The sequence below is a fragment of the Natronohydrobacter thiooxidans genome (assembly GCF_001884735.1).
GTDB classification, from domain to species: domain Bacteria; phylum Pseudomonadota; class Alphaproteobacteria; order Rhodobacterales; family Rhodobacteraceae; genus Roseinatronobacter; species Roseinatronobacter thiooxidans_A.
This window is the reverse complement of record NZ_MJAP01000003.1, coordinates 1-12,833: the sequence shown is the minus strand read 5'-3', so window position 1 is coordinate 12,833 and position 12,833 is coordinate 1. Positions and strand designations below refer to the sequence as shown.

Annotated in this window: 8 protein-coding genes and 1 pseudogene; 6 read left to right on the top strand and 3 right to left on the bottom strand. The window is 58.2% G+C overall.

What is annotated here, in order from left to right:
- Nucleotides 1-24: 24 nt before the first annotated feature.
- Nucleotides 25-1,470 (bottom strand): ferredoxin reductase family protein, encoded by a 1,446-nt coding sequence (locus BG457_RS02655; RefSeq protein ID WP_084657437.1) that lies wholly within the window; start codon nt 1,468-1,470, stop codon nt 25-27.
- A 118-nt stretch (nt 1,471-1,588) separates the two neighbouring features.
- On the opposite strand from BG457_RS02655, the gene BG457_RS02650 reads away from it, so the two are divergent.
- Nucleotides 1,589-2,659, top strand: coding sequence for a polyheme membrane-associated cytochrome C (locus BG457_RS02650; protein ID WP_071795472.1), 1,071 nt, complete (start codon nt 1,589-1,591; stop codon nt 2,657-2,659).
- An 18-nt stretch (nt 2,660-2,677) separates the two neighbouring features.
- Here the strand turns inward: BG457_RS02650 and BG457_RS02645 are convergent, their stop codons facing one another.
- Together BG457_RS02645 and ftsH are read right to left on the bottom strand one after the other, a co-directional pair.
- A complete protein-coding gene (locus BG457_RS02645) occupies nt 2,678-4,504 on the bottom strand; it encodes a PHA/PHB synthase family protein (RefSeq protein ID WP_071795471.1) in 1,827 nt (608 codons plus the stop codon).
- 3 nt (nt 4,505-4,507) lie between these two features.
- Entirely contained in the window at nt 4,508-6,400 is a 1,893-nt protein-coding gene (gene ftsH / locus BG457_RS02640; RefSeq protein ID WP_071795470.1) for an ATP-dependent zinc metalloprotease FtsH, read from the bottom strand.
- 1,254 nt (nt 6,401-7,654) lie between these two features.
- Between ftsH and BG457_RS20400 the strand changes: the two are divergent.
- From BG457_RS20400 to BG457_RS02615, 5 genes and pseudogenes are all read left to right on the top strand, one after another.
- A pseudogene (locus BG457_RS20400) lies at nt 7,655-8,427 on the top strand (IS256 family transposase); the annotation flags it as partial.
- A 405-nt stretch (nt 8,428-8,832) separates the two neighbouring features.
- Entirely contained in the window at nt 8,833-9,960 is a 1,128-nt protein-coding gene (locus BG457_RS02625) for a radical SAM protein (protein ID WP_071795468.1), read from the top strand.
- Between the two features lie 109 nt (nt 9,961-10,069).
- Nucleotides 10,070-10,810 carry a hypothetical protein gene (locus BG457_RS19790; protein ID WP_139257518.1) on the top strand — a complete coding sequence of 247 codons (741 nt, stop codon included), beginning with the start codon at nt 10,070-10,072 and terminating at the stop codon, nt 10,808-10,810.
- A 927-nt stretch (nt 10,811-11,737) separates the two neighbouring features.
- A complete protein-coding gene (locus BG457_RS20395; RefSeq protein WP_217649483.1) occupies nt 11,738-12,028 on the top strand; it encodes a hypothetical protein in 291 nt (96 codons plus the stop codon).
- Nucleotides 11,944-12,804 (top strand): integrase core domain-containing protein, encoded by an 861-nt coding sequence (locus BG457_RS02615; RefSeq protein WP_245770912.1) that lies wholly within the window; start codon nt 11,944-11,946, stop codon nt 12,802-12,804. Before BG457_RS20395 ends, BG457_RS02615 begins: the two co-directional genes overlap by 85 nt.
- Nucleotides 12,805-12,833: the final 29 nt, after the last annotated feature.

Genomic DNA, 12,833 nt, shown 5'->3' with positions numbered 1-12,833 from the left:
GCGTTGGTGATGACGTTCCCCGGCTTACATTGTCAGCGCAAACCCGCTCACGATGGCAAGGAAAATGGCGCCAAGGCCGAGCATCCGGGCTGTGCGCATACGATCCTGACGCGAGCGGGCGCCACCCGCATAGTCGAACCGTTCATAGATGACGTTGCGCATCGGCAGGCCGACGTCCAGCAACATATCCGAGACAGCGACCACCATCGGCCCGGGCCCACATATCAGAGCCTTGGTCGTGTCTTGAGGCAGCCCATTCACCATCTCGGACAGATGCGCCTGCGTCAGCCTTCCCCTGATCATGTCGGCGGTGTCGGATGGGTCTTCACTCAAGAGCCAGAGCTGCAGATCGAGGGTTTCAGTGGCTGCACGCAATTCGTCGAGACAGACGAAATTGTGAGCTGCGCCCACCGCATAGGCCAGCCGCACGGGGCGCTTGTCTCCGCGCGCCACCATATCGCGCAGGATGCCCAGGATCGGTGCGATTCCGACCCCGCCACCGATCAGAAGGACAGCATCAGTACCATGTGCCTCCAGCGTGAATTCGCCATAAGGCCCGTCAATGCCGATGATACGGCCCTCAGGCAAATTCCCGATCTGGCTGGTAAAATCGCCCGCTTCCTTGATCAGCAGACTCAGGCCTTCGCGTTTTGGACTGTCGGCAATCGAAAACGGATGGTCAAATAGAGGAAACCGGCGCCCGCCTTCGGTCATCCAGACAAATTGCCCGGCGTGATACGGTATCCTGGGCGTGCCGGGATCTGGCTGGATGTCGAGTTCCCACATGCGATCTGCGCGTTTGGTGACGGATTTCAGCCGCCACGGCCTGCGATGCAACAGCCACCAGCGCCAGCCATAGAGCACTGTCACCACGCCCAGTATGGCCAGAGCCACCAAGGCCCAGAACCACGCCAATGCTCCGTCGGCGCTGAACCTGCCCACTGCCGATGCATGATGCAAGCCCGTCAGCGCTGCGATCATTCCAAGCAGCAGATGCGTGCCGCGCCATGCCTCATAGGGCCATGGCAGCCGATCAAGCAGCAGGGATGTCACGATCAGGACTGTCACTGCGCCCAGACTGATGACACCGCTGCGATAGGCAGGGTCCGTCAGGTAAAACCGCAACCTGATCCAGCCAAGGTCTGGATCATCAAGCCATGTTGGCAAAACATAGATCAAAGTATGCAGTACCAGCGCCAGCAACACCCACAGAGCGGCGAGCTTGTGAAAGGCCATGATCTTGTCGATGCCGAGCCGACCCGAAATGGCCCCGAACCGGCCTGATGTCACAAATTGCACGGCCATGCCCCAAAGCGCGACGATGCCCATGGCGGCCGCAGCGTATTCCCATCGGTCCATCGGGGCTGCGGATTGCATCCGCGCCAGCACCAGCGGAAAGAGCGCCGCCAACAGATAGAGGCCGGCAAGAACGGGGCCACTCGGGCGCAGCGCGCTGGGCATGTCTGTCATGATCCGGGTCTCGCCAGCGTCGTCTCAGGTTGGACTTTGTTTCGATGATGTAGATCAAGGCATTTCTGGAATTTCAATGCAAGCCTTGCTGCTGTGACATTTCGAACAGGAGGACGGAGTGCATTATCTAGCCTTGCTTCTCGCTGCAGCACTTTTCATCCCCGCACCTGCCCGCGCAGACGGGTTGGACGGGTTGGAGCGGCTGATTGCAGCATGGCTGGAATCGCCGCACGGGAATTATCAGGCGCTGTCTTTCACCTATTGGAACGATCAGGGGTCTGTTCCCGAAAGCTGTGCCATGTGCCATTCGGAAACCGGTTTTCTGGATTTTCTGGGTGTAGGCGGCCATACTGCCGGTCAGGTGGACCACCCCGGCACTATCAACACCGTGATCGGCTGCGCCAGTTGCCACACGGCGGAGGCGCATGCGCTGGATGCCGTCACTTTCCCGTCAGGGGTGGAAGTTGCAGGGCTTGGGTCTTCGGCTACTTGCATGGTCTGCCATCAGGGTCGTCAGTCCAGCGATCATGTCGAAGTCCGCGTGGCAGGCAAGGCCGAGGATGACGTATCAGGCGATCTGGCCTTCGTGAATATCCACTACGCGGCCTCTGCCGCGACCATGCTGGGCTCGGAAGTGCGGCCGGGCTTTCAATATGAGGGCCGCAGCTATGCCGGGCGCTTCATGCATGTGCCGGGGGCGGATACTTGCGTTGCCTGCCACGAGCCGCACAGCACTGCAGTCGAGACCGATGGCTGTCTGGCCTGCCATCGCGGGGTGGATGAGTTGCGCGACATCCGCACCCAACACCGCGATTTCGCAGGGACTGGCGACCGCTCGGGGGGAATTCACAGTGAGATCGTTGCCCTGAAGAGCCAGTTGATGGATGCAATCCGGGCCTATGCTTCAGCGATCGCAGGCACGCCGATCGCCTATGCCAACAGTTTTCCCTATTTCTTCGCCGATCCCTCCGGCAGTGGCGAGTTGTCACCCGACCAGATCACCCGCGACAACCGCTACCAGAGCTGGACGCCGCGACTGCTGAAAGCTGCTTACAACTATCAGGTGGCCGCGAAAGACCCCGGCGGCTATGTCCATAACCCGCGCTACATGCTGCAAATCCTGCATGACAGTCTGGCGGATCTGGCGGGGGTCACAGGACTGGACGTGTCGCATATCTCCAGGCCCTGACGACGCTCGGGGGCAGCGTCAGGGCTGGAAGACATAGCTTCCGGGCGCCGCCATCAGCGGCGGATAGCCCTTGTCTGGCGCCCCCATCTGCGGCGCAGGCCCCACATCGCCGCTTCGCGACGCAAGCCATTCCGCCCATTCCGGCCACCATGATCCGGGCTTCGGCGGATGTTGCGCGAGCCACGCATCGGGGCCCATGTAGAGTGCCCCTTTGGGCCGGTGCGACAGGCGGTAATGTCGCCCTTTATGGCCCGGCTCGCTGAGGATGCCACCATTATGGCCGCCTTTGGTCAGCACGAAGGTCAGATTGGAATCGGTGAAAAGCTGCGTTTTATAGACCGAGCGCCATGGCGCGATATGGTCGGTTTCGGTGCCGATAACAAACAGCGGCGCGGCGATATCCTTCAGCGCGATCACCCTTCCCTCGACCGCGAAACGCCCGGCAGTCAGCCGGTTCTCCAGAAACAGGGCGCGCAGATATTCCGAATGCATCCGCGCGGGCATGCGTGTGGTATCGGCGTTCCAGACGCCTATATCGCTGGGCAGATCGTCGCGGCCCAAAAAATAGCGCTGGATATTACGGGTATAGATCAGATCCTCAGAGCGGATCGCGGCAAAGGCGCGGGCCATCTGCGGGCGGTCAAGATAGCCCTGCTCCCACATCAGATCTTCCAGAAAGGCGATCTGACTTTCATCCAGAAACATCAGCAATTCGCCGGCTTCCACGAAATCCACCTGCGCCGCCATCAGCGTGACCGAGCCCAGCCGGTGGTCGCCGTCGCGCGCCATGGTCGCAGCGGTGATCGCCAGTACCGTGCCGCCCAGACAATAGCCGACCGCATGCACCGGTACCTCGGGCACGATGGCGCAGACAGCTTCCAGCGCCGTCATGACACCGCGCTTGCGGTAATCTTCCAGCGACAATTCCGCCTGATCGGCAGTCGGGTTGCACCATGAAATCATGAAAACGGTCAAGCCCTGAGCGACCAGATAGCGCACCAGAGAGTTATGCGGCGACAGATCGAGAATGTAGTATTTCATGATCCATGCGGGCACGATCAGGATGGGCTGCGCCCGGACCTGCGCGGTTTGCGGGGCATATTGGATCAGTTCGAACAGATCATTGCGAAACACCACCTGCCCCGGAGTGCAGGCCAGATCCTTGCCGATTTCATACCCTTCTGGCGGCGGATCGCGATGGCCGCTGAGTGTCTTGAGCATGTCGCGGGAAAACCTGGTCATTCCCTCGGTCAGGTTACGGCCTGCCGTCTCGCGCGTGGCCGCGATGATTTCGGGGTTCAGCCAGGGGAAATTGGAGGGCGAGACCAGATCGAGAGTCTGGCGTGTCAGAAAGCGCGCGCGCTCGGTATCTTCGCGGCATAAGCCGCGCATGGGTTCGGTGGCGTGATCCCACCAGTCCTGCACCGCCAGAAACCCCTGCTGCCACATCCGAAAGGGGTGTTTCTGCCAGTCAGGATGGGTGAAACGGTGGTCATAGGGTTTGGGTGCGAAGGGTGTTTTTGCTTCGGGATCGATCAGGCCCGCCGTGAGTCTCAGCGCGTTTTGCTGCGCATGTTCGACCAGTTCCAGCTGGCGGCCCGGTGAGCGCGCCATATGCTGCGCCCAGTCGCCCCAGGCCTCAAGAAAGGCATGGGCGGATACGCCGCCGCAGAGCCGTGCCATCGCGCCTCGCGCGGCACGGTCGAAATTCCGATGCCTCGGCGCGGGAGGCTGCGTCAGCGGCACCTTCCGCAGTTCTGCGCTCGGCGGCGTGACCGCCGGCAGTTGCGCCGTGCCGGGCGGATCCAATATGCTTTCGGGTGTTTTGGGGCGACGAGGGGGCATGGCTTATGTCCTGCTCCTGGGAAGCGGCGTGATCTTTCTGTCCGGGTCGAGACATTGACGAATGGCCGGAAGATCAAGGGTTTCTTCGGCTTCCAGCCGCGCAACGAGGCGGGTGATCCGGTCACGATGCTCTTCAATCAAGGCCACAGCCTTGGCTTCGGCATCTTTTAGCAGCACCATCACGGCCTGATCAACCCGCGTGGCGGTTTCGTCCGAGTAGCTGCGCGGTTGCGCGATCCGTTGGCCGAGGAACGGGTGATCGTCGCTGTCGCGCAGGTCGACCGGGCCGATCTCCGGGTCCATCCCCCAGCGCGCCACCATCGAACGCGCCAGCACTGTCGCGCGGCGGATATCATCATCCGCGCCGGAACTGACCGAGCCCAGCAGCAGCTTTTCCGCCGCCCTTCCCGCCAGCAGCGTGACCAGTTGCGCGCGCAGATAGGCTTCGGACAGAGTATGGCGGTCATGCGCAGGCAGCATATGCGTGCTGCCAAGGCTGCGCCCGCGCGGGATGATCGTGACCTTGTAGATCGGATCCCCGCCGGGGTTGTAATAAGCCGCTGCGGTATGGCCCGCCTCGTGGACCGCCAGGCGGTGGCGTTCATCGGGCTGGATCGCCAAAGTGCGCACAGTGCCCATCATCACCTTGTCGCGGGCCTCGTCCAGATCGGCGGCAGTGATGTCAGCGGCCTGGCGGCGCGCGGCAGTTATTGCGGCCTCGTTCAGCAGGTTTTTCAGATCGGCCCCGGAAAAGCCGGGTGTGCCCGCCGCGATCTGATCCAGATCGACATCGTGGTGCAGGGGCAGCCCCTTGATATGCACCTCAAGGATCGCGCGCCGCGCGTCCTTGTCGGGCAGCGACAGGGTTACGTGCCGATCAAACCTTCCCGGACGCAGCAAAGCCGGGTCAAGCACATCGGGCCGGTTGGTGGCAGCGAGCACCACCACGGCCTCGCGCGCGCTGAACCCGTCGAGTTCGGCCAGTATCTGGTTCAGCGTCTGTTCGCGTTCATCATGGCCACCGCCCAGACCTGTGCCACGCGTGCGCCCGATACTGTCCAACTCGTCGATGAAGATGATCGCAGGCGCATGCTTGCGGGCAGCTTCGAACATCTTGCGCACGCGCCCCGCGCCGACACCCACGAACATTTCGACGAACTCCGATCCCGAAGTCGAGAAGAACGGCACATCTGCTTCGCCTGCCAGCGCGCGCGCCAGCAGCGTCTTGCCGGTCCCGGGCGGCCCCATCAGCAACACACCATGCGGCACAGTTGCGCCCACGCGCTGGAAACGGTCAGGATCGCGCAGAAACTCGACAAGCTCCGAGACTTCCCGCTTGGCTTCGTCCTGACCTGCGACATCGGCGAATGTGAGCTTGCTGGTCAGCTTGGCAGGTTTCGAGGCGCGGCCGCTGAGGAAATCGCCCATGCCGCCCACGCCCCCACCCAATCCGCCACCTAGCCCCCCCATCATCCGACGACTGAGCCAGAAATAGAAGGCGATGATCAGGATCCACGGCAGGAACCATATCAGGGTCGAAGGCGCGCGGGGGGCTTCGGCCGTGACAGTGACACCCATCTCTTCCAGAAGCGGCAAAAGCGTCGGATCGGGCTGCGCGGGCGTGATGGCCCGCATGCGAATGGCACCATCGGCCCTTTGCTCGTGCAGCAGGGCGATAATTGCCGTTTCCTGCAAGGTTACCTCGCGTACATCACCATGCCGGATCAGGATTTTGACGTCGCTGTAGGATGCGGTCTGTGTGGCGCCGGGCGCGTCTGGTTGCTGCGTGAGAAGGAACATCAACGCGAGCAGACCGAAAGCAACCAGCCAGAGCATCTGCACCGGTCCCGGTGTGTCAGGTTGTTCAGAGGGCGATGGTCTCTTGGGGGTGCTCATGACGCCTCCTCGGTACATTTGCCTGCGCGTTACGCACTCATGAAGCAAATGCGCACAGAAAGGCTTTCGTTTGAGGATAGCAATTGAGCGGCGGCGCGTCCTTGCGATGCATCAAGTTGTTGCGCCGCGCAAACGCACGCGCTTGACCACAAAAAGCGAGACGCACCAGTTGCCGCGAAGCATCGTCGCAAAGCCGAATGTCTGCTTTGGGCCGGACATGTCGATCCTGCAGTCGCCTTCGCAAGGGGCGGGAAGCGGCCCGACGGCGATGCGGCAAGGCAACTGCGGCATCAGCCTGTAGCGGCCACTCACTCTGCCCGAGACCATGCAGAGAGTTCGCTAATTCGGGATTTCGCTAACAGCCTGCGAGGCTGTGGTGCCGCCGGTGCTTCAGTGCGTCGCAATGATATCGCTTTCGGCGAGGTAGAGGTGGAGCTGCTAGAGCGGTTCTTGGAACGGCCCGACGCCGTCGGGCTTGAACTCCATGTCGATCCGGCTGACCGGTGGGGTCTGCATCCCGGTGGTGATACCGGCCCTGTCGGTGGCGGCGAACTCACTGGCCAAAACATGTATTCGACACAGACGACTCATCCTACGATCTCGCAGTAGATCGGCCCGAGTGGCAGGTTTGCCGGTTCGGCCCAATGCGCACCCATCTGTGGCGCATGTGTAACGCGCAAGGAACATGTCCCGGATCGAGGGTGCTGGCGGAATTTGTGGGAACATCTGGGAAGGCGTGGGAACTTGTGAAAATACAGCGTCTTAAAGAGAAGATGATCTGCCGAGTTTCACCACACACCGAAAGAAATCTGGAACATATTCATTGCGCGTCACAGTTACATCAGCCAACCGCTGAACAACCGGCAGATACCAAATGATACCCCGCTCGCTACCCTGACGAACAATGTGCCGGGTAAATCGCAACAAAATCAACGAGATACCGGAGGGTAAATGGCGGAGGGGATGGGTCTGCCGTCGAACCTTCTCTTCCTCATAAGCTATTGTTTTTATTAATTCTCTAAATAGTTTGAATGGCCATTTGGCGCAATCGCGACTGGCAGCGAAATGCGCTCGAAGCGTTGCGATTGGGTGCAGTCACGACACTGAGGCCCTGGCACACCCCCAATTCGCGTATGATGACGCAATTTGCCGATTTCGGCGTTTTGGCCCTTCCCTGGGAGCGGTGCCAAAATGTAAGCGAGGCCCATCACCCTTACAGAACAGTGTTTTTTGGGGGCCGTGGCGGAGCCCGGCAAGGTGAAGGCGTTCCTGAACCGGCCCCTCGAGGGCGATTGGTCCTATCTCTGGAGCGACGCCACCTACCTCAAGGTGCGGCGAGGGGGGTGGATCGTCTCGGTCGCCGTCATCATCGCCATCGGGGTGAACACGGACGGGCGGCGCGAGGTTCTGCGCCTGGAAATCGGCACTTCCGAGGCCGAACCGATCTGGACCGAGTTCCTGCGTAAGCTGACCCGCCGGGGACTGCACGGGGTGAAGCTGGTGATTCTGGACGCCCATGAAGGCATCAAGGCTGCCGTCGCGAAGGTTCTCAGCGCCACCTGGCAGCGCTGTCGCGCCCAATTCCAGCGAACCGCCCTTGCCCATGCCGGGAAGAGCGGGCGGCGCGTGGTCTCCGCCTTTATCACCACAGCCTTCGCTCAGGACACGGCCGAAGCCGAAAGCACCCAGCGGCGCGCTGTCGCCGATCAGATCACGCCCAAACTGCCGAAACTGGCAACGCTGATGGATGACGCAGAACACGACGTGCTGGCCTAAATGTCCTTTCCGAAGGAACATCGCACCAAGCTGCACTCGACGAACCCGATCGAGCGGCGGAACGGCGAGATCAAGCGCCGCCCCGACGTCGTCGGCATCTTCCCGAACGACGAAGCCATCGTCCGCCTCGTCGGCGCGTTGCTGCTCGAACAGGACGACGATGTGCCGTCCGGCGCGCCCGCTACATGACGCTGGGAACCATCGCGCCGATGGGCGATAATCCGATCATCAGCCTGCCCGCAGCGGCATCCTGTTCAAGCAGGCACGTGCCGAACATCACGGTGACGAACAGAGCAAGCCACACCACTTCATGGGACAGCATTCTTGACTGCCAGCCTCTGATCGATTACCTTAATGCAGTGCGCCGTATGCAGGTGCTGGCAACATCCGGGTTTGGCAAATTAGAGCCGCCGAACGACTCCAGATCCATCCATCAGTGCTTCAAAGTGGAAAAGAACGATGCCGCATCATGAAATGGAACTTAACGCCAATTGCACGGAAAGCAAAGTGTTCAGTGAGCGCCTGGCCTCACTCAAAGCACTCATTGAGAATGACCCGGAAATAATGAAAAAGATTTCAGAAATGGATGGTGGTGGAGGTTGTAAGGAAGGGACCTTTTCAGACTGGTCTGCGTGCCAGACTTACTAAATCTCCAAATGAGCGCAGGCGCAACTTACCCGCTGGAGCTTCTTGTGCTTCAGTTGAGTAGCTTTTGCAATATTGATTGCAAATACTGTTACTTGGACAGCAAAGATCGTCAACGTCAGAATCTAATGCCGGTCGCCGTCATGACTCGAGCAATCGAGTCAGCCAGCCGCTACCCCTTGCTAGCTAAGAACTTCGGCGTTCTGTTGCATGCCGGTGAACCGCTTGCCGCACCAAAGGAGCTTTTCGAGAAGGTTGCAATTTTGGTAAAACAGAGTTTCGCGGGCGCTCCTCTACTGCTCGTCCAGACTAACGCGACGCTCATTGATCAAGAGTGGTGCGACATATTCCGCAGGCATAACTTTCGGATTGGTGTTAGTGTTGACGGCCCCGAAGCGCTGCACGACGCGAAGCGCGTCCGCCGAAATGGCTCCGGCACCTTCAAAGATACTCTGCGCGGCATAGAGTTGCTACGCCGAAATGAGATCAACTTCAACGCGATATGCGTAGTCTCTAGCACTAATGTACAGCATCCACGAACCTTATACAGCTTCTTCAAGGGCCTCGGATGCAAAGTTGTCGGATTCTCGCCGGAGGAAGTGGATGGAGCGAACCCGAATTCTTCACTAGATGAAGTTGCGGTTGAGTCTTTGGACTTATTTTTCGAAGAGCTCTTCAAGTCCCTTCGAGAAGATGAGTCGCCGTTATTCTTTAGGGAAGCTAGAAATATTTTCGATTTCTTGAAGGTTGAGCACGTCGGGGGAAGATATCTCCTTGATAATCAGATGAATCGGCCCGGGAGAATCTTGTCGGTACTTGCTAACGGTTCGATATCAACATACTCCCCCGAACTTGCTTCTGTCGGCAGCAGATTTATCTACGGGAATATCAATGAAGTCGAGTTCACGGATATATTCAAATCGGATGCCCTTCAGAGCGATGATGCAGAGATACGTCGCGGAATTCAGAAGTGTAAAGCCGAATGTGAGATCTTTGAGTTTTGCGGCGGGGGCACACCATCATCTAAATTTTCGGAGCATGGAATTTTCAATGATTCATTCACCAATTGGTGTAGAAGATCTCGCGTTTCTCTAGTAAATGGCGCATTCAGGGGCTTGGGTAATGACAAGGAGTTTTGACTTCGGACCTGGATCGCTGCGCCTTATAAGTGCCGAACACTTGGTTGGCGACCTTATGAAGAGTGTTAGGTATATTGGTCGATCGCAGCCTGCGGAGCAGTACCCGCCCATGGAGCCAGCTTTTGATAGTGGTGCAATTGTTCCTGCCTTTGATTCAAGTGTACCTTGTCAAGATTGGCTCAGGTCTAATCCCAACCCCGCAGCCAAGAGTTCGTTTTGGGCTTGTAAGGCATATCTCGAACCCTACGTCAAAGCCCTTTATGATCTGGATGTTCTTTCGCCATCTAAGATTTCGGGGATTGAACAGAACGCCCAAATTGGCACTTGGGCGAAAGAGTTGCTCATTCCATTTTTCGCAGATGTGTTCGGTGAAAGTGCTGATCTCGTTCCATCTGGAGCCACGTTAGATCGTCCGAACCAAGTGACTACGTCGGTAAATAGAAAGACCGGATCACGCGTCGGTTTGCATGTTGATACGTTTCGGATGCAGCCAATTCGGAGTAGGGAGGGCGAGAAGTATAGGTGCGTTGTAAATATCGGTATGCAACCAAGAATGTTTGTTTTCGACCCTCGCCATTCAGCGGATATTTTGCGTGATGAAAGCGTAGGCGTAGTGCCAGACGAAACTGGTTCTTTTTCTCCCACTTCGGCAATCAGGAGGAAGTCAATGTTGGAGCCACTGCAACTTTTCGCCATGACTCTTCAGCCGGGGGAGGCGTATATTGCGCCAACTGAAGTCATCGTACATGATGGAAGTACTTTCGGAATTTCGGGGTTTGGGGCAATGTATACATTTCGTGGATGGTTTGATGAACGGCGGATCGGCAAGCTCGCTACGAAGATGGCTTAACTCTCAAGAGCTTTCGTTTGATCAATTCGCATCCTGGGTTGATACCTTTCCGCTTCTCAGCATCGACCGTCACGCCATTCTACAATATCACCCTCATGTTCCAGACAACAGAGAGGATGAGTCTTCGACAAAGAAGTTGGCGGCGAGAAGACTTGCGGCGTTGTTGAAGTATGCAAATAGCAACCGCGCGACAATGTCGGAGACCCAAATTGCGGGTTATCAGTTGATACTTGAAGAAATTCGGTCTAGGACCGGTGTTTTCTTCTGCGTTGATTGTACTGGCGACTTTACAGCTGGCGCAGGTCTATTAGTGATTCCCTCCAGCGCAGCGAAGTGCGAGAGCTTCTTTGGCCTCAATCGAATACTGGGTCCTGCTCGCACATATCTTCTACTTGAGTGGGCGGCCAGCGATAGGAGAATGGCAGGTTGGATCTTGACACGTGCGATACTCGGATGCATTGGGGCGAAAGCTCAGAGCGTCCAAATCCTTTACTCGACGAGATCGAAGATTCACGATCGGTACGCGCGTCGTCTTTCTGAAATTATTCGGAGATTGGTTCCGAATTGTAATATTTCCATAGAGCAGCATGAAGGCACTTGGTGCGAGCCCTATGTTGTTAGTATCGACGTCAGTTTTTAATGTGGTGTGCTTTGTGCGGATGGGATGGTTCTGAAATCGGACGTTCTCCACCATCTAAGGTATTGTTTTTATTGACATGATTTGTGGCTTGAATCGTCAACTGGTTCAGACGCGACTGGCAGCGAAACGCGCGCGAAGGCGCCAACATATCCCACGTTATGATTTTCCGCGGCCACATTCAGGCCCAAGCGTTTTTGCTCTTCCTGAGCGGGGTGCCAAAATGTAAGCGAGGCCCATCACGCTGAAATACCGGCAATTTTTTAAGCGCCGTGCTGGAGCCCTGCAAGATGAATTCGACCATCTCCCTGCTTATCGTCTTCCTGACCCAGCTTTTCATGCCCCGCCACAACGCGCAGATGCGGCTGCTCAAGGCCCAAATCCAGATCCTGAGCAACCGCATTCCAACGCAGCGGATCATCCTGGCTCCGGAAGAGAAAGCCGAGCTGCTGCGCATCGGAGCGGAATTCGGGCATGAGATCGACGGGCTGCTGAAATGGCAAAGCCCGCGACCTACAAGCGCTGGCTTGTGCAGATGCGCAGTGGACGCACCTTCAAGGCCGTGGGCAGGCCGCGCTTGACACAGGAGTTGCGCGACGTCGTCATTCGCATCGGGTCGGAAAACCTCCTCTGGGGCTACAAGCGGATCGCGGGGGAGTTGAAAAAGCTGGGGCTTTACGCTGGTGCCAATTCGGTGAAGCGCATCCTGAATGAGGCAGGCATCCACCCGAGCCCTGAAAAGCACAAAAAAAAGCCTGCCCTGCCATGGACCACCTTCGTCCAGGCACATATGGAGAGCATGGTTGCCTGCGACTTCTTCACCAAGACTGTGCTCACCGCCCGCGGACCGTTGACCGCTTATGTGCTGATCTTCATCCACCTCGGCAGTCGCCGCGTCTATTGCAGCGCGCCGACCCATGCCCCGGACTCGGCATGGGTGACACAACAGGCTCGCAACACGCTTATGTGGTGCTCCAAGCAGGGGATTGAGCCGGGCTTCCTCATCCGAGACGCCGACACCAAGTTCAGCGCCAGCTTCGATACTGTCTGGGCATCGGAAGGCGCCAGAGTCATCCAAATCCCGCACAGGGCGCCAGACGCCAATGCCTTCGCCGAATCCTTCATCGGCACCATCAAGCGCGAATGTCTGGACTTCTTCGTCTGTTTCAGTCGCTCGCAGCTCGACTACATCCTGCGAACCTGGGTGCGCCATTACAATACCGAGCGTCCACATCGTGGGCGGGGCATTGGCAACAACGTGCTGCAAGTCGATTTTCGTCCCGCCCGTGATGGCCCGATCCGTACGCGCCGCCAGCTCGGCGGCATTGTCACATCCTACACCCGCGACGCGGCGTGAGTGGCCTCTAGAGCGTGTCGCGTTTAATC

Bases quoted from the DNA above. Each gene is read 5' to 3' on its own strand.
- BG457_RS02615 (WP_245770912.1), top strand. From the start codon at position 11,944: ATGGCAAAGCCCGCGACCTACAAGCGCTGGCTTGTGCAGATGCGCAGT.
- ftsH (WP_071795470.1), bottom strand. From the start codon at position 6,400: ATGAGCACCCCCAAGAGACCATCGCCCTCTGAACAACCTGACACACCG.
- BG457_RS19790 (WP_139257518.1), top strand. From the start codon at position 10,070: ATGGAGCCAGCTTTTGATAGTGGTGCAATTGTTCCTGCCTTTGATTCA.
- BG457_RS02645 (WP_071795471.1), bottom strand. From the start codon at position 4,504: ATGCCCCCTCGTCGCCCCAAAACACCCGAAAGCATATTGGATCCGCCC.
- BG457_RS20395 (WP_217649483.1), top strand. From the start codon at position 11,738: ATGAATTCGACCATCTCCCTGCTTATCGTCTTCCTGACCCAGCTTTTC.
- BG457_RS02655 (WP_084657437.1), bottom strand. From the start codon at position 1,470: ATGACAGACATGCCCAGCGCGCTGCGCCCGAGTGGCCCCGTTCTTGCC.
- BG457_RS02625 (WP_071795468.1), top strand. From the start codon at position 8,833: ATGAGCGCAGGCGCAACTTACCCGCTGGAGCTTCTTGTGCTTCAGTTG.